This window comes from Hyphomicrobiales bacterium, assembly GCA_016125495.1.
Lineage (GTDB): Bacteria > Pseudomonadota > Alphaproteobacteria > Rhizobiales > RI-29 > RI-29.
The window spans coordinates 108,096-125,045 of record WGLQ01000009.1 but is presented as its reverse complement, the minus strand read 5'-3'; the positions used below and the strand labels follow the sequence as shown (position 1 = coordinate 125,045).

Genomic DNA, 16,950 nt, shown 5'->3' with positions numbered 1-16,950 from the left:
ACTGGCGGTGTGCTATCGATTGGGTCAGGGGAGCTGTAACGGACCGGTGCCCCTGCGATCAGTGCGGCCGCGCCGCCGCCTTCGGCTCCGAACCATGCCGACGATGAACCCAGCCGGACGTCAGGTCCGCGCACCTACGCTCACGTTCAGTGAGCAGTTCTCGCCCAAACTCCTCACGGTCCTTCAGGAGGGGTATGGGGCGCGCGAACTGCGGGCCGATGCGCTGTCCGGGTTGACGGTCGCCATCGTGGCGCTGCCGCTGTCGATGGCGATCGCCATTGCCTCGGGAGTGACGCCCGATCGCGGCCTCTATACGGCCGTGGTCGGCGGGTTCCTCGTCTCGTTGCTGGGGGGTAGCCGGTTCCAGATCGGCGGGCCGGCCGGCGCCTTCATCGTCCTGGTCGGCGCGACGGTGGCGCGACACGGCGTCGATGGTCTGGTCCTCGCCACCATGCTGTCGGGCTTCATCCTGCTGGCACTCGGCTTTCTGCGGCTCGGAAGCTACGTCAAACTGGTGCCGTATCCGGTGACGGTCGGCTTCACGGCGGGCATCGGTGTCATCATTCTCATCACCCAGATCAAGGAGTTGCTCGGGCTGCGGCTCGAGGGCGTCGAGCCGGGACCCATCGTCGAGAAGCTCCAGGCGATCGGTGGTGCGGTCGGCACCGCCAATCCGGCGGCTGTCGGGGCGGGGCTCGCGACGGTCGCCATCATCCTGGCGCTGCGTCGGGCGAGGCCGGGGCTGCCGGGCATCCTGATCGCCGTTGCCCTGGTCTCCCTCGTGTCGGGGCTCGCTGGATTGCCGGTCGAGACGGTGGGCAGCCGGTTCGGCGGGATTCCTCACACGTTGCCATGGCCGGGCTTGCCGGAGGTGAGCGGGGAGCGGATCGTCGCCGTCATGCCCGATGCCATCGCATTCGCCATGCTGGGAGCGATCGAATCGCTGCTTTCGGCGGTTGTCGCGGACGGGATGACGGGCCGGCGGCACCGCTCGAACTGCGAGCTCGTCGCCCAGGGTGCGGCCAATATCGGGGTCGGTCTCTTTGGCGGGTTCTGTGTCACCGGGACGATCGCGCGCACCGCCACCAACGTGCGTGCCGGTGCGCACGGTCCGGTGTCGGGCATGCTGCATGCGCTGTTCCTGCTCGCGTTCATGCTGATTGCGGCGCCACTCGCGAGCTATATTCCGCTGGCCGCGCTCGCTGGCGTGCTGGTCGTGGTGGCGGTCAACATGGTCGAGTGGCAGGCGATCCGCTCGCTGGCGACCGGTTCGCGCGGGGATGCCGTCGTGCTTTTCGTGACGCTCGCGGTCACGGTGCTCCGGGACCTGACCGAGGCGATCCTCATCGGCTTTGCGCTCGGGGCGGCACTTTTCATCCGGCGCATGTCGCTCATGATCTCGGTGGAGAACAATACGCCGCTGGCGGGCGAGGACGTCGCGGACTTTGCGCGCGCGGGCGAACGCAGCCCCTACGAACCGGGCGAGGCGGAGGCCGACGGGGCCGTCGTCTATCGGATTTCGGGTGCGTTCTTCTTCGGCACGGCTTCGCTGGTCGAGGCGACCTTGAGCCGCATCTCGACGCGGCCGGAGACACTGATCATCGATTTTTCGACCGTGCCACTGCTCGATTCCACAGGCGCGCACGTTCTCGAAGGGCTCGCGCGAAAACTCGAGGCAGGCGGGCGGCGGATGATGGTGGCGGGCGCGTCACCGTCCGTCGAGCGCGAACTCGTCTCGCATGGGCTCGGGGCGCACGGTGTCACGTTCCATCCGGATGTCCCCGGGGCGCTCGAGGCACACCGTCGGCGGCGCGAGCCGGGTCATCCGGCGCCCGCCGGTCAGCCGCCCGTGCCGATCAATGTGAAGGGAGCCCAATAGGAGGGGTGCGTGCGACCGTCACCCTGCGTCGAGGTCGCGATCTCCAACATGGCGCGCTGGAGGGCAACGGCGCGCGGCAGGCCGGGCTCGGAGGCCATGCCGGTGAAGGTGCGGGTGGTTATTTCCACGGCCGCATCGGAGATCACGGGCCAGTGGGAGACGAGGAGGGCGCGGGCGCCGGCACGAAGGAACGAGCGGGCGAGTCCCGAAAGGGCGCGGCCGTCGCTGTCGCCGGCCGCCGCCGTGTTGCAGGCCGAGAGGACGACCCAGTCGGCGTCGAGGCGCAAGCGCGCGATTTCCGATGCGCTGAGAAGGCCGTCGTCCTCGTCGCTGGGTTGTTTCGGCAGCGTCAGGATGAGGCCGGCCTCGCTCGCGTCGTCGATCTCGCCCGGCACCACGGCGTGGGTCGCGAAATAGAGGATACGAGTGGCGGCGAGGCGCCCGGATCGGCTCAGCGACTTCACCATCGCCTCGGTCGCATCCTGCCCGAGGAACAAATCGACATCCCCGCCCGGTACCGTGCGAGCGACGTGCTCGACCTCGGTTCGTGTCTCCGGAAGGGAGGGTATCGTCGGCAGTGATGCGAGGTCCGTCACGGCGCCGCGAAAGCTCCTCGTGACTTCGGCCGCGGGACGTTTCGCGGCATCGTTCCGCTCGGAGCCGAAATCGGGGTCCGCGAACGCCATGAAGCGGCCGGAACTCGTTGCGGCGGCGACATCGGCGGGGCGGAGATCGACGACCGATGGCAGGTAAGTCGTGGCAAAGCGCTTCGCGAGCCAAGCGACATCCGCCATGCCGGCTCCAGCCGGCGGGCGGTTCGTGACCAGGACATGAAGGGGAAGGCTGGTCAAGCTCCCGTCAGCGACCACGAAGAGGTGGTCGACCTCGGCGAGCGTATCGGTGAACGGGGCCAGCAGCAGCTGATGAAGGCGGTGAGCCAGTTCCACGTCGAACCCCGCGCCATCGTTTCCCTCGACTTCTGGGTCGAGCTGGCGACGCAAATCCGCGATCGCGGGGGCAAGCGTCTCCTCGCCCTCCGACAGGGAGCGGAAAGCGGCGGCGGCACGGGTCAAGACGAAGGCGGCGGTGCGATCGGTTGCAGGTGAGAGAAAAACCAGCGCATCGCGCTCGCCCAGACGAGTGCGGGCCTCCTGGAAATTGAGCGGTGTTACGCTGGCGAAATCCTCGTAGACAGGCAGCGCCGTCGAAAGACGGGCTCGGGCTTCGTCGTATTGCCTGGAGAGGTGGGCGCGTTCGCTGGAAACGCCGTCGTCGAAGTCGAATTGCACGCCGGCCGCGATGCGCTCGAGATGGGCGAGGCGGGAGTGGACTGCCTCGACTTCGGCGATGAGGCCAGCGACTTCGGGCGAGAGGGTCGCGCTGCGGCGCAACCCCACCTGGATGGCGGTCGCCACGTCATCGAGACGGGCGAGTTGGAAGGCCTCGAAGGCGCCGGCCACGTCGGATTCGCCGGAAGCGGCCCCGCGCACCGCCAGCGCGTGCCAAGCCTCGGTCACGCGCGCGAGCGGTCCCTCGAGGCGAGCGATCGCATCGGCGATGTCCTGACTGCCCGCACGCCATTCGGCCGCAAGACGCAAGCTCGCGATGCGGGCGGCTTCGGCGAGCGCGATCCGCGCGCCGTCCCGGTCGCCGGACGCAACGGCGGCGAGCGCGCGAGAGGCGTGCGCATCGACGACCGCCGGGGCGAGCGTGAGGGCGGCGCTATCGCGTGCGGCGGCGTCGGGATAGTTGCGGGCGAGATCCTGGAGGAAGGCGCTGCGAGCGACTTCGGCCGCCCGGTCGTATCCCAGGATGGAAAATGCTTCGGCGAGGCCGGCGAGCCCCTCGAGATATTGTCCCTCCGTCCCGAACTCGCCGGCATTCTCGAGCATGGGGTCGAGGAGGCGACGGGCGAGCGCCACCTTGGCGGCCGGATTGCGCTCGAAAATGAACCGACAGATTGTCGCAAGATCGCCCGGCGCCGCGTGATAGGGAACGAAGTAGGCGGCAAAGAGGGTCACCTCGCGGGCAGTCTCGGCGGGCTTGCGGCCCTTGCGGCAGGCCGAGGGCCGCCGGTTCGCGACGCCGGCCTTGGCAAGCGTGCGGTCGATGGAGGCAGCCAGGCGGCCATCGATGCGACCGGCGTGGAGGGCGGCGATGGCGCGGGCCATTTCACCGATACCGCGCCCGGTGGAGGGATCGAATCCGGCGGTCCAGCGGTCGACAAGCGCCGCGGAGGGCGCCTGCGAAGTGGCGAGCCCACGGATGGAAAGGCGTGCCTCGACGGCCTCCATCCGCGCGAGCAGGGCCCGGTTCGGGCGAGCGCCGGCAGCAATGGCGCGGGCCTTGCCGATCGCGCCTGCGGCCGGAGCGTGCCAGCCCTGGTCGAGTTCGAGTTCGGCCAACTCCACCAGGCTCGCGATGCGATCGGCGGGTGGGACGTCGCTCACGTCAGCCAGAAACCGCTCTCGCTCGCGCGCCCAGTCGAGCGCAAGGGCCGGCGAGCCGGAGGCTTTGAATCCCCGTGTCGCGATATCGGCGATGCAGAGTTCGGCGGAGCGCCGCGGACCGCTGTCGGTTTGCCCACAGGCGCCATTGTGACGGGCGAGGAGGCGGAGCGCGCGGCGATAGCCTACCTCGCCCCGGAAGCGTTCGTTGAGCAGTGTGAAATTGATGGAATAGAATCCATACCAGTCCGTTCCAAACGTCGTGGCAATGCTCTCGAGGAGAACGATATCGCGATGGGCGGCAACCGCCTCGTCGTGCTTCAAATGCTTGCGAAATGCGGCGACGATGGCCTCGACCTCGGTGTAGTGGAAGCCCGGCGTCAGCACGATGTCCGCGCCCGCATCGAGGACCTTCAGGAAGGCCGGGTGGAGCGAACGGAGGAAATCTTCGGGCAGGCGGTCCAATTCCGGGGAGGCGGTCAGCGCCGCGATGCGGTCCCGCAGCGCCAACAGGCGCTCACGCGAGGCCTCGGCGTGGCGGTTGCTGGCGTGGTGGTTGGCAACCACCTTGATTTCGACGATCGTATCGACGACCCGCTGCGGGAAATCGGCGGCATCCGTCGTGGAACCTGCCTCCTGGCTGGTCGCCGGCAGGACAGAGAGGATGAAAAACACGAGGGTGAGAAGAAATGCCCGCACTGTTCGACTTCTCGCCACCCTTCTTCCCGCCACCCTTCACCTCCTCGATGCCGCGCCCCGCCCGCGCCAAGTCGCACTTGCGTCGCGGACTGGGGTCGTCTCATGAAAGCATCCGAGGACGGCGATCACAACCCTTTCGGTCGTGGCGCGGACACCTGTCACTCGATGGCAACGGGGGCGCGTCCTCAGTCGCGGGCACGCAAGCGGTAACCGGTGCCATAGACGACGACTTCGACACCGCCATCGACGATGTTGGGGTGGACGATCCGTACGCCGAGAACGCCGTCGTAGCCGGCCTCGATCGCCCTTTGGCGCAATTCCTCGAGGGCGCGTTCGATGGTCTCGTCGAGCATGGCCTCATAGCGGGACATACGTCCGCCGAAGGTGTTGGTGATGTGCTCGCGCAGGTCCTTGATGATGTTCGCGGCGCTGACGGCGCTGGCGTGGAGGAGGGAGCCCGGCACGATGTCCTCGGCAAGGCTCTCGAGGCTGGTCAGCCGAATTGCGTGCTCGCTCATGGTGATGGGAATTCCCGCTCGATCGGCTCAGGTTGCGGTCGTCGGGTCACGCGGCTCGGCGCGGCGCGGGCGGGTGCGCTCGCGCGGATAGCGTGGACCGAACAGCAGTCGCCTCAGGAATAGATAGGCAAAGAAGAGGAGAATGAGTGCCGTGCCGATGGCGTAGGGATGCTTGGCGGCGAGGAGGTATGGAGAGATGTCGCCACGAAGCACGGCCGACAATGTGCGTTGCAGGGCAAAGAGATCGAAGGCGCCGGTCGAGGCCAGCGCAACGCCGAGGGCGGCGGCCTGATCACGGCTGGCGAGCACGGCGCGGCGCACGCCCGGTATGGCCAGCGACTGCATGCGGCGGGGATCCTCGGAAAGCGAGACGAGGATGCGCTCGCGGGCGCCGGTGGCGAGCCCGGTCACGTAACCGGAGAGCGTGTCCAGTTCGCCGGAGGTGAGGCTGCGCGCCAGGGTCCGCAGCCGTCCCGTCTCCAGTTCGGCGAGGACACGGCGCGCATCGGCGGGCAGTTCGAGGATGCGGGCGATCGCAAGGCGGTCGGCGAGCGCGAGGATGGCCGTGAGCGTCGCCTCACTGAAGTCGTCCGGCCGGCTCGAGCGGTGCAGTTCGTAATTCGCGACATCCTCGATGCGCCCGCCGGCAAGCCGCAGCCAGGCAAAGCCGAGCGCGAGTTCGCCTGTGTCGTCCGCGATCTCGAGGGCGGCGGGCGGCAATTCACGCATCGCGATGGTGAGCGAACCGTCGGCGAGCCGTCTCGATATTCCTTCCTCTCCCTCGCGTGTGACGACGAGCGCGACGATGCGGTCGAGGCGTGGAAGGTCGACCCGCGGGATGCCATCGACGAAGGTGCGGAAAGTCGGATTGGCGACGGCGAGGTCGATCACCTTCTGATGGGCGGAGCGGAACTCGTGCCAGACGGCGACGATGCGATCGGCGGTGGTCGTGGCCAGTTCGTCGATCTGGGCCGCCATCTGCTCGGAGATCGAGGCGGCGATCTCGCGTTTGACCGCCTCCTTGGCGGTCTCCGACTTCATTTCCTCCGCGATGATCGGCAGCACGCCGTGGCGCAGTTCCCAGATGTCCTTGGCGATGAGCACCACTCCGACACCGCCGGCGATGACGGAGACGATGCGGCTCAGAACCGCGCCGACGACACGCTGGCCGACGCGCCGGGCCATGCGCTCGAGGGTGCGGCGCACCAGCAGGACCATGGCGCCGGCGATCGCCTCGCTGCCGGCAACGACGACCTGGCCGGTGCCGACGCTGGCGGCAACGCCCTCGGCGGTCGGGTCGAACTCGGCGCGCGTGTCCTCGGCGACGAGGCGGGCGATGCCTCGGCCGTAGCGATTGCCGAGGTAGGTCCTGACGCAGCGCACCGCCGGAACCGCCGCATCGATTGTGGCAAGCTCGATGTGGCTCGCGATCTCGCGCCCGGCATCGCCGGCCAGTTCCTCGACGGCGGTCTTGAATGCGTCGGAGCGATAGACGCGTTCGGCCATGCGCTCGGCGAGGGCCTTGGCCTTGTCGCTGTCGGCGAGGGTGGCGACGAGCTGGTCCCAATCGGTTTCCTCGCGGAGCTGGTCGGCGGCCTCGTCGACGAGGCGATCGATCAGTGCGGCGAAGGCGTTCTCACGCCACTGGTCCGCGACGACGAGGGGGACGTCGACGCGGGCGATGCCGTCGCGAAAGGTCGTGACCGCGAGTTCGCGAACACGCTCGCGAAAGGCGTCCTCGTCGTCGACTTCGCAATCGCCGCCGGTAAGCGTGATGCCTGGAGCGCCGGCGGCGGGGCCAGTGATGGCGGACCCCTGCGCGAGTGCGCGGGTGGGGCCGACAACCGCGGCGAGGTCGGCAAAGAGGAACGCGACAGCCGTCAGGACAGCGATGCAGTGACGTGTCGACATTCGGCGAAGCACTCCTCGGGGCGCGGCAAGGCTCGACGGGCCATGCCGGAACGTGGCACATCAGACGCCGGCGACCGCGCGGGTCGATGCCGGAGCCGATGGGCTCTCGCAATACTGCCTATATGGGGCCGATCGCGCAAATATGACACGGGGCGGTTGCGATCTGATTGGCGGAGCGGGTGCCGGCCGACCAGGGGCAGCACCGGCGAAACGGGGGATGCATCGGGGCGATGCGAGACGGGGCCGTCGGAAGCCGTAACGGGCGGGGGGAGCGGACGGCGGCGATGCTGTTTGCGGCGATCGTCGTGCTCTGGCTGCTGTGGCCGCGTGCCTCGCCGGCGTGGCTGGCGCTGCTGGGCCTGGGCGGCCTTCATGCCCTCTGGAGCCGGGGGCTTATGGCGCAGGCCTGGCGATCTTTCGGCGGGCCGCTCGGGCTCGCGGCGCTGGCGTTCGTTCTCTATGCGCTCGCCAGCGCGCTCTGGGCGGCAGAGCCGGATGTGGCGGTGGGCAAGGCGCTGCTGCTCGGGCTCTTTGCGCTGCTGGCGGGCCTTGCGGCACAGGCCTTCATGGCGCACAGCGAGATGCGGATCAGCGCGCTGCAAAGGGCGCTGGCGGTGACGGCCGGCTTCGGCGTTGCCTTCTATGCCGTCGAGATCGCGGGCGATACGTTGATCTGGCGCTCGCTGATGAACTTCATTCCGGCGCTCCGACCGGGGAGTCCCAAGGACCTCGTGCTGGATGGCGAGGAGGTCACGCACGTTCGGGCCTTCTGGTTCAATTTCCACATCGCGAGCCTCGTGCCGCTGGTCTGGCCGGCGGCCGCGGCGTTCGTCGTCTGGCGGGGGCTCGGGGCGTGGCGGTTCCTCGCCGCTGGGGCGATCCTCGTCGGTGCGGCACTGACGGCCGGGTTTTCGGAGCACGGCTCCAGCGCGGTTGCGCTCTCCGTCGGACTTGCCGTGCTGCTGGTCGGATTCGCCTCGGCGCGCCTCGCGCTCGTGCTCGTCGTCGCGGGCTGGCTGGCGGCGACACTGCTGGTGGTCCCGGCCGCGCAGACGGCCTACCGCCTTGGACTGCACCAGGCGGAATGGGTGCCGTGGACGGGGCGAGCGCGCATCATCCTTTGGGATACGACGGCGGAGCGATGGCATGAGCGGCCGTTCTTCGGGGTCGGCGCGCGCTCGACCAAGGCCCTCGACATCGCGGACGGCAAGGATGGCTACGAGCGGCCGGAAGGCTTCATCTATCCGAGGCGGACCGGGCGGCACGCGCACAACGTCTTCATGCAGACGTGGTACGAACTCGGAGCGGTCGGCGGCATCCTACTGGCCCTCGTCGGGCTCGCCGGGCTCAGGGCGATTTGGCGGATGCCCCGACCAGCTCGACCCTGGGCGCTCGCGCTCTTTGCCAGCATGGCGGTGGTCGGCGCCTTCAGTTGGGGGATGTGGCAGGCTTGGTTCCTGGCCTACTTCGGTCTCGGGGTGGCGTTCTGTGGACTGTTGGCCCGCTTTTTCGGCGCTCCCGCGGGGGCGGTCGAGGTGAAGCGAGCGAGCGGGGTTTGAGAATCGCGCCGGCATGCGGCATGTGCTGTCGAGTGAGGCGCAGCCAACCGGACGGCGTGGTCGCGGCATGCGACCGCTCCCTTGGCCAAGGGGCGCCGAGGGCGCAGGCGCAGCAGACGAAGAGGAACTCCTCATGTCGAAGAAGGTCGTCACGATCGTCGGCGCGCGGCCGCAGTTCATCAAGGCGGCTCCGGTCGGCCATGCGCTCGCGAGGCACGGGATCGAGGAGGTGCTGGTGCACACTGGCCAACACTTCGATGCCATGATGTCGGACGTCTTCTTCGAAGAGCTTGCGATCGCGAAGCCGCGCTACAATCTCGAGGTCAACAGCCTCGGTCACGGCGCGATGACGGGACGGATGCTCGAAAAGGTCGAGGCGACCTTGCTCGAGGAACAGCCCGGACTGGTGCTGATCTACGGCGACACGAATTCGACGCTCGCCGGGGCGCTGGCCGCCGTCAAACTGCACATCAAGGTTGCGCACGTCGAGGCGGGCTTGCGCTCGTTCAACCGGCGCATGCCGGAAGAGATCAACCGCATCGTCGCCGACCACATGAGTGAACTGCTGTTCTGTCCGACGCAGACGGCGGTGCGGAACCTGGCGAGCGAGGGCATCACCAAGGGTGTGCACGCGGTCGGCGATGTCATGTACGACACGACGATCGCGGCGGTCGAGCGGGCGCGCGGGCGCTCTGGCATCCTCGAACGGCTCGGGCTGGAGGCGCGCGGCTATGCGGCCGCCACGGTGCACCGCGCCGAGAACACCGACGATCCCGAGCGCTTCGCCCGAATCGTCGCCTTCCTGGAGCAGCAGGCGAGCGAGCGCCCGGTCGTCATGCCGACCCATCCGCGCACACGCAAGCTCATGGAGAGCAGGGGCATCGCGCCGCGCAACGTCCGCCTCATCGAGCCGCTCGGCTATCTCGACATGGCTTGGCTGGCACACAATGCGGCGGCGATCTTCACCGACTCGGGCGGCCTTCAGAAGGAGGCGTATTTCCACCGTGTGCCTTGCGTCACCTTGCGAGACGAGACCGAGTGGGTCGAGACCATCGAGGCGGGATGGAACCGGCTCTGGACCAGCGAGGGCGTGGCGAGCCGCAGCGATATTCCCGACTACGGCGATGGGAACTCAGCCGACATCATCGCCGGACTGATCGAGAAAGCCCTTTGAAATCAGAGATTCAGGCGTGCTACTGCCGGCCGAGCAGGAGGCGCTTGAGCAGTGGCTTGACGGCGCGCACGAGCAGACGTCCCGCACGGCGCAGGGGGCGGTAGACGGACGCCGGGACATGGCGTTCGCCCCAGGCATCGGCACTGCCGGCAGCGCGCATCAGGCGCAGCGTCCAGCCCATTCGGGTGCTGCGGTTGCGTGCCAGGTCGGCCGCGGCGCGCGAGAGGCCGGCGAGGACCTGCGGCGACGAGGGGTCGAGGTCGGCGGCGCGCTGCTCGGGCGAGGCCGCGAGGCGGGCGTGCTCTTGCTCGACGACGCGGTCGAAGTGGGCGATGAAGCTCGCGAACGTCCAGCGCGGGTTCTGCGCCACCTCTTGCCAGGCACGCTCGATGACGGCGCTGGCCCGGACAGGGTCACGGATGATGGCCACGACCTCGTCCATGTTCGAATGGTCGCGGGCGAGCGGCACATAGTGGCGCCCGGGCTCGAGGACGCCCGAATAGTCGCCCGGATAAAGGATCATCAGAGTTCTGAGGGCGGCCGCCTCGAAGCAGCGCGGTGAGATGACGCGGATCACGATTTCACCGTCGCGGGCGCCGAGAAACCGGTGCTGGACCTCCTCGAAGGGGGCATCCGGGTGGTCGCGTTCGAAGGCTTCGACGAGCGGCTGCACGTCGCCGGCGAAGTCGACGAAGCTCGCCCCGCTCTCGGAGCCGAGGACCGCTTTCGAGTTCGCAACGAATTCGATCCAGCGCTCGCCGTAGATGCGTGAGGCCTCGCTCGTCTCGATGTCGCAGACGAGGCCATGGCGCCGGGCATCCTCGCGAAAGCGCGCGCCGAGCCACCACTTTTCCTGCGCGAAGGCGCCGAGCCAGGCCGGCACGCGGCGGGCGCGATAGGAAACGTCGATCGGGCGGTCGGTGTAGGCGGGGACCGGACGATGCACGAGATCCTCCGGCACGAAACCGGTCAAGGTCTGCTCGAAGCGGACCTTCTCGAGCCAGGGGGCACGATAGATGCGGCGGATGACGTCCTCGTTGACGACGGTGAAAACGACGTGGACGCCGAGCAGGCGGATGGTCTCGGCGGTGCGGTCGACCCAGCGGTATTCGTCCTGGATGAAGAGGATCTTGGGACCGGTGAAAGCGGCGATCGCCTCGGCCAGCGAGGGGCGAACGTAGGCATCGCCGGCGATGACGAGAGAATAGTGCAGGACCAGCGCGTCGGCCCGCGTGAGGTCGGGGGCGAGTTCGGCGGCGGCACGCACGTCCAGGGTGTGCACACGATGGCCACTGAGGCGCTCGAATGCCGTCACATGATCCCGAACGGTGCCCGTGTGCATGGCGGCCGCTTCGTAAAAGAGGACGATGTCGAGGGGGCGGGGCAAGGCAGGCGACGGGCCGACATCGGCCATCGCCGGGGTGTCGGGGGCGGCTGCAGTCGGCTCGTTCGGCATCGCTCTGTCCATTCGCGATCCTCGTTCGATCCCGCGTTCGGGCATCGTTCAGGGTGGTTCCAGCAGTCGCGCGCATTCGTCTGTGGACTGCGCACAACCATCGCCCGCTTGACCATGGACCTCGGCGGGCGATGCCGGGAAAAGGGGTGACTCGTCGGAACCGGGTTGGTAAGCCTCTCGGTGACGTGAGGCAACCGTGGCACGTGGGTGCTTTCCGGCACCGCGGCATCCCAAACCGAAGTGGTTCAGCCATGTGTGGAATTGCCGGTCTGGTGTCCCTCACGGGACAGCCCGTCGATCGAATCGACAGACGTCTCGAGGTGATGGGGGAACTCATCGTCCATCGCGGCCCCGATGGCGCCGGCCAGTGGCGCAACGAGCGCGGCAACTGCGGGCTGGCGCACAGGCGGCTGGCGATCATCGATCTCAGTGCGTCGGGGCATCAGCCGATGCCCGGACCGGATGGCTCGGTCATCACCTACAACGGTGAGGTCTACAACTATCTCGAGCTGCGCGACGAGTTGGCCGGCTCCTGGACCTTCCGCTCGAATTCCGACACCGAAGTGGTGATGGCGGCGCACGCCAAATGGGGCCGCGATTGCCTCGCGCATCTGCGGGGCATGTTCGCCTTCGCGATCTGGGATGGCCGGCGCCTGCTGGCGGCCCGCGATCGTTTCGGGATCAAGCCGTTCTACTACACGGTCGTCGATGGCGTCTTTTATTTCGCTTCCGAGATCAAGGCGTTGCTGCCGATGCTCGACGAGGTGGCGACGGATTCGGAAGCCCTCGCCGAATACATGACGTTCCAGTACACCATTGGCGAGCGGACGCTGTTCAAGAACGTCCGCCAATTGCTGCCGGGCCATGGCCTCGTGGTCGAGAAGGGCGAGGTCAAGGTCTTTCGCTACTGGGACGTGCACTACGAGATCGACTGGGATCACCGGGCGGGCTGGTTCAGCAACCGGATGCGCGAGCTGCTCGCCGATTCGGTGCGCGTGCATTTGCGCTCGGACGTGCCGGTCGGAGCCTACATCTCGGGCGGCATCGATTCGAGCCTCATCGGCGTCATGGCGGCGCGTGAGCCGGCGTCCGGTCGCATCGGCTTTCATGGCAAGTTCACCGAGTTTCCGGGCTACGACGAGAGCCCCTACGCGAGGGCCGTCTGCAAGGAAGCGGCCATCGAGCTGCACGAGATGGAAATCACCGCGAGCGATTTCCGCGACAACATCGCCAAGGTCATCTATCACCTCGACCAGCCCGTCGCGGGTCCCGGCTCGTTCCCGCAGTACATGGTCTCCAAGCTCGCCAGCGAGCACGTCAAGGTGGTGCTCGGCGGGCAGGGCGGGGATGAAATCTTCGGTGGCTACGCGCGCTATCTCATCGCCTATCTCGAACAGTCGCTGAAGGCCTCGATCGACGGCACGTACCGCAACGGTAATTTCGTCGTCACGCCGGAATCCATCCTCCCGCACCTGACCGTCCTGCAGGAGTACAAGCCGCTCATCCGGCAGCTCTTTTCCAAGGGGCTCTTCGGGCCGCTCGACGAGCGCTATTTCCGCCTCATCGACCGCTCGGCCGACATGGCCGACGAGGTCGACTGGCGCCAGCTCGACCGCAGCGCGGTGTTCGAGCGCTTCCAGGCGATCTTCAATTCCGAGCGAAACGTGCGCAAGGAGGCTTATTTCGACTCCATGACGCACTTCGACTTCAAGTGCCTGCTGCCGGCCCTGCTGCACGTGGAGGACCGGATGTCTATGGCGCATGGGCTCGAATCGCGCGTGCCCCTGCTCGACCACTCGATCGTCGAATTCGCCGCGTCCATTCCGGCGGACGTGAAATTCGAAGGCGGCCGCATGAAGCACTTCATCAAGACGACGTTCGGCGACGAATTGCCGAGGGAGCTGATGGCGCGGCGCGACAAGATGGGCTTTCCGGTGCCGCTCAAGGAGTGGTTCTCAGGCGAACTCAAGGACATGGTCTCGGATATCTTCCACACCCAGAAGAGCCGGCACCGCGAATTCTTCAATTCCGAGGCGATCCTGGCGAACATGGGAAGTGTCGAGCGGTTCTCGCGCAAGATCTGGGGCCTCCTCAGCCTCGAACTCTGGCAACAGCAGTTCCACGATCAGGCGCCGGCCTACCGGGCCATGATCGATGCCGAACCGGGGGCCTCGAGCGTGGCGGCGCAATAGATCATCCAAGCGTGCGGAAAAAGGTGACATCGTGAGAATATTCATTACCGGCGGGAACGGCCAGGTCGGCTCGACCGTTGCCGATATCCTGCTTGCGCGTGGCGACACCGTCATGTCGATCGACAATTTTTCGACCGGCCGGCGGGACAACCTCCTGGCGCACGAAAACCTGACACAGGTCGAGGACACGATCTGCGATGGCGCGCTGATCGACCGGCTCTTTGCGGAATTCAAACCGCAGGTGGTGATCCACACCGCCGCCTCCTACAAGGACCCGGAGGACTGGGGGACCGATGCGATGGTGAATGCCGGCGGTACGGCCAACATCGCGCGGGCGTGCAAGACCCACGGTGTTGCCCGGCTCGTCTACTTCCAGACCGCTCTCTGCTACGGCACCAAGCCGATCCAGCAGCCGATCCGCCTCGACCATCCGATCAACCCGGTCAATTCGAGCTACGCGATCTCGAAGACCGCGGGGGAGAACTATGTGCAGTTTTCCGGTGTCGACTGGGTTTCGTTCCGTCTCGCCAACGTCATCGGGGAGCGCAATGTCTCGGGGCCGCTGCCGATCTTCTATTCTCGTCTCTCGGAGGGTAAACGCTGCTTCGTGACGCCGGCGCGGCGCGATTTCTGCTATGCCGGGGACCTCGCAAAGGTCGTCGTGAGGGCCGCCGACGGGACCGGTCACGGTGCCTACCATTTCTCCTCGGGAAAAGATGTCGCGATCCGGGAACTCTATGACGCCGTGGTTGGAGCCATGAAGCTCAACGAATATCCGGAGCCCGAGGTCAAGCCGCTCGGTCCGGACGATGCGCCCTCGATCCTGCTCGATCCCTCGCGGACGTTCTCGGATTTCGGCGAGGTGAGCTTCACGGCGCTCGACGAGATCGCGCGGGTCGCGGTCGAGCGGTGGGCGAGGCATGGCGTCCAGGGGGGGTATACACACCTCAAGGAAGCGCGCGGCGAGATCAAGAAGGCCTGAGGGGGGATTTCGATGCGGATCCTCATCACCGGCGGTGCCGGAACGCTCGGCTCGGGCCTCACGGAGCGCTATCTCGAGGCGGGACACGAGGTCCTGGTCGTCGACAACTTCGCGACGGGCCACCGCGGTTCGCTACCGGAGAGCCACCCTCGGCTCGAGATCGTCACCGGCAGCGTCGCCGACCGGGCGCTGGTGAACGGTGCGTTCGAGCGCTTCCGGCCGAGCCACGTCATCCACTCGGCCGCCGCATACAAGGACCCCGACGACTGGCTCGAGGATGCGCGGACCAACGTCGAGGGCACGATCAACGTCGTCCAGGCGGCGAAAGCGGCGGGGGTGGCGCGGTTCGTCAACTTCCATACCGCCCTCGGCTACGGCCGCCCGGCGAGCGTGCCGATCGCGGTCGATGCACCGGCGCGCCCGTTCACGAGCTACGGTATCTCAAAGCAGGCGGGCGAAAGCTACCTGGCGATGTCCGGCCTGCCGTTCGTTTCCCTCCGGCTCGCCAACGTGACGGGGCCCCGGCTCGCGATCGGGCCGATTCCGACGTTCTACACACGGCTCAAGGCCGGCAAATCCTGCTTCTGCTCGCGCACGGTCCGCGACTTCGTCGACATGGATGATTTCTTTTCCATGATGGATCTGGTGATGGCCGATGGCGCGCCGACCGGCATCTACAACGTCTCGACGGGAACGGGCCACACGATCAAGGAAATCTTCGACATCGTCGTCGAGCACCTCGGGATCGAATTGAAGGAGCCGGTTCCGGAAGTCGATCCGGGGCCGGACGATGTGCCCGCGGTGGTGCTCGATCCCACGCATACGATGGCTGTTTTCGGTTGGCGGCCGCGCTATGCCTTCGCGGAGACGATCCGGCGGATGCTGGCCTGGTACGACGAGCATGGCGTCACCGCGATCTACAGCCACCTCAAGGCGCCGCCGGCCGGCAATAGCTGAGCTGGGTGCCGTGACCGGTCCCGGGGCCAGGGACGACCACTCCTCGAGAGGACATCAATGAACGAGAGCTTCGCCGGACGGAACGTGCTGGTTGTCGGGGGGGGCGGGTTCGTCGGGTCGAACCTCGTCAAGGCGATCCTCGCCGAGGAGCCGCGGCGGCTGACGGTGGTCGATAATTTCCTTTCCGCCGATCCGGTGAACGTGCCGGACCATCCGGCGGTGCGCCTCGTTTCGGGGCCGATCACCTCGGAGCGGATCCTCGCTGGGCTCGATGACGATCTCGATTTCGCCTATCACCTCGCCTGCTATCACGGCAACCAGTCGTCGATCCACGATCCGCTCGCCGACCACGAGAACAACACGCTCACCACGCTCAAGCTCTTCGAGCGCTTGAAGGACATCAAGACGCTCCGCAAGGTGGTTTATTCGGCCGCCGGATGCGCGGTGGCTGCAAAGACCTTCGATGGCGCGAGCGCGACGACGGAAGATGCTCCGGTTTCGCTCTTCCACGACAGCCCCTATTCGATCTCCAAACTGATCGGGGAGATGTACGGCAACTATTATTTCACCCGCCATGGCATGCCGTTCGTCAAGGCGCGTTTCCAGAACGTGTACGGCCCAGGGGAAATTCTCGGGGCCGGGCGCTGGCGCGGGACGCCGGCGACGGTCTGGCGTAACGTGACGCCGACGTTCATCTGGAAAGCGCTGCACGGCGAGGCGCTGCCGGTCGAGAACGGGGGCATCGCGAGCCGCGATTTCATCTTCGTGGAGGATATGGCGCGGGGGCTGATGGCCTGCGCTCTCAGGGGCGAGCCCGGGGAGATCTACAACCTCGGCTCAGGGGTGGAGACGACGATCCTCGAACTCGCTGAGCGGGTCAATGCCGCGACCGGCAATCCGACCGCCATCGCACTCAAGCCGGCGCGCGACTGGGACCGCTCCGGTCAGCGTTTTGCTTCCACTGGCAAGGCGCGTGAAAAGCTCGGGTTCGTCGCCAGTGTCGGGCACGAGGAAGGGCTGCGACGCACGGTCGAATGGACGCGGGCGAACCGGACGACGATCCTGCGCTGCATGATGAGCCACGCCCATTTCCTTCCGGAAGTGCGGACCTATCTCGGAGAGGCCGCACGCTGATCTCGCGCCCCGCGTACCTCGGTATGCTGGCCTTTCCCTCGA

At 67.1% G+C, this 16,950-nt stretch carries 11 protein-coding genes; 7 read left to right on the top strand and 4 right to left on the bottom strand.

The window, feature by feature from the left end; genetic code table 11:
* Nucleotides 1–103: 103 nt before the first annotated feature.
* Entirely contained in the window at nucleotides 104–1,879 is a 1,776-nt protein-coding gene (locus GC150_09380; GenBank protein MBI1385108.1) for an STAS domain-containing protein, read from the top strand.
* Here GC150_09380 and GC150_09375 read toward each other — a convergent pair.
* The 3 genes from GC150_09375 to GC150_09365 all read right to left on the bottom strand — a co-directional run bounded on the left by GC150_09375 (nucleotide 1,840) and on the right by GC150_09365 (nucleotide 7,454).
* A complete protein-coding gene (locus GC150_09375; protein MBI1385107.1) occupies nucleotides 1,840–5,025 on the bottom strand; it encodes a CHAT domain-containing protein in 3,186 nt (1,061 codons plus the stop codon). The two genes, GC150_09380 and GC150_09375, sit on opposite strands and share 40 nt — an antisense overlap.
* A 185-nt stretch (nucleotides 5,026–5,210) precedes the next feature.
* Nucleotides 5,211–5,543 (bottom strand): heavy metal-binding domain-containing protein, encoded by a 333-nt coding sequence (locus tag GC150_09370; GenBank protein MBI1385106.1) that lies wholly within the window; start codon nucleotides 5,541–5,543, stop codon nucleotides 5,211–5,213.
* A 27-nt stretch (nucleotides 5,544–5,570) separates the two neighbouring features.
* A complete protein-coding gene (locus GC150_09365) occupies nucleotides 5,571–7,454 on the bottom strand; it encodes a hypothetical protein (GenBank protein ID MBI1385105.1) in 1,884 nt (627 codons plus the stop codon).
* A 284-nt stretch (nucleotides 7,455–7,738) separates the two neighbouring features.
* Between GC150_09365 and GC150_09360 the strand changes: the two genes are divergently transcribed.
* A complete protein-coding gene (locus GC150_09360) occupies nucleotides 7,739–9,013 on the top strand; it encodes a hypothetical protein (GenBank protein MBI1385104.1) in 1,275 nt (424 codons plus the stop codon).
* A 133-nt stretch (nucleotides 9,014–9,146) separates the two neighbouring features.
* The gene (locus GC150_09355) at nucleotides 9,147–10,187 is read left to right on the top strand and encodes a UDP-N-acetylglucosamine 2-epimerase (non-hydrolyzing) (protein ID MBI1385103.1); all 1,041 of its coding nucleotides are present in this window, start codon (nucleotides 9,147–9,149) and stop codon (nucleotides 10,185–10,187) included.
* A gap of 19 nt (nucleotides 10,188–10,206) precedes the next feature.
* Here the strand turns inward: GC150_09355 and GC150_09350 are convergent, their stop codons facing one another.
* On the bottom strand, nucleotides 10,207–11,655 hold the full coding sequence (locus GC150_09350) for a hypothetical protein (protein MBI1385102.1): 1,449 nt from the start codon (nucleotides 11,653–11,655) through the stop codon (nucleotides 10,207–10,209).
* Nucleotides 11,656–11,894: 239 nt separating this feature from the next.
* Here GC150_09350 and asnB point away from each other — a divergent pair, with 239 nt between their 5' ends.
* From asnB to GC150_09330, 4 genes are read left to right on the top strand one after another with little or no spacing between them, the layout of a single operon-like run.
* Nucleotides 11,895–13,835: an asparagine synthase (glutamine-hydrolyzing) gene (gene asnB / locus GC150_09345; protein ID MBI1385101.1), complete on the top strand. Its 1,941-nt coding sequence runs from the start codon at nucleotides 11,895–11,897 to the stop codon at nucleotides 13,833–13,835.
* Between the two features lie 28 nt (nucleotides 13,836–13,863).
* On the top strand, nucleotides 13,864–14,817 hold the full coding sequence (locus tag GC150_09340; GenBank protein MBI1385100.1) for an NAD-dependent epimerase/dehydratase family protein: 954 nt from the start codon (nucleotides 13,864–13,866) through the stop codon (nucleotides 14,815–14,817).
* A 12-nt stretch (nucleotides 14,818–14,829) separates the two neighbouring features.
* Nucleotides 14,830–15,774: an NAD-dependent epimerase/dehydratase family protein gene (locus tag GC150_09335; protein MBI1385099.1), complete on the top strand. Its 945-nt coding sequence runs from the start codon at nucleotides 14,830–14,832 to the stop codon at nucleotides 15,772–15,774.
* Nucleotides 15,775–15,831: 57 nt separating this feature from the next.
* Nucleotides 15,832–16,908 (top strand): NAD-dependent epimerase/dehydratase family protein, encoded by a 1,077-nt coding sequence (locus GC150_09330; GenBank protein ID MBI1385098.1) that lies wholly within the window; start codon nucleotides 15,832–15,834, stop codon nucleotides 16,906–16,908.
* Nucleotides 16,909–16,950: the final 42 nt, after the last annotated feature.

Bases quoted from the DNA above. Each gene is read 5' to 3' on its own strand.
- GC150_09380 (MBI1385108.1), top strand. From the start codon at position 104: ATGAACCCAGCCGGACGTCAGGTCCGCGCACCTACGCTCACGTTCAGT.
- GC150_09370 (MBI1385106.1), bottom strand. From the start codon at position 5,543: ATGAGCGAGCACGCAATTCGGCTGACCAGCCTCGAGAGCCTTGCCGAG.
- GC150_09365 (MBI1385105.1), bottom strand. From the start codon at position 7,454: ATGTCGACACGTCACTGCATCGCTGTCCTGACGGCTGTCGCGTTCCTC.
- GC150_09360 (MBI1385104.1), top strand. From the start codon at position 7,739: ATGCTGTTTGCGGCGATCGTCGTGCTCTGGCTGCTGTGGCCGCGTGCC.
- GC150_09355 (MBI1385103.1), top strand. From the start codon at position 9,147: ATGTCGAAGAAGGTCGTCACGATCGTCGGCGCGCGGCCGCAGTTCATC.
- GC150_09350 (MBI1385102.1), bottom strand. From the start codon at position 11,655: ATGGACAGAGCGATGCCGAACGAGCCGACTGCAGCCGCCCCCGACACC.
- asnB (MBI1385101.1), top strand. From the start codon at position 11,895: ATGTGTGGAATTGCCGGTCTGGTGTCCCTCACGGGACAGCCCGTCGAT.
- GC150_09335 (MBI1385099.1), top strand. From the start codon at position 14,830: ATGCGGATCCTCATCACCGGCGGTGCCGGAACGCTCGGCTCGGGCCTC.
- GC150_09330 (MBI1385098.1), top strand. From the start codon at position 15,832: ATGAACGAGAGCTTCGCCGGACGGAACGTGCTGGTTGTCGGGGGGGGC.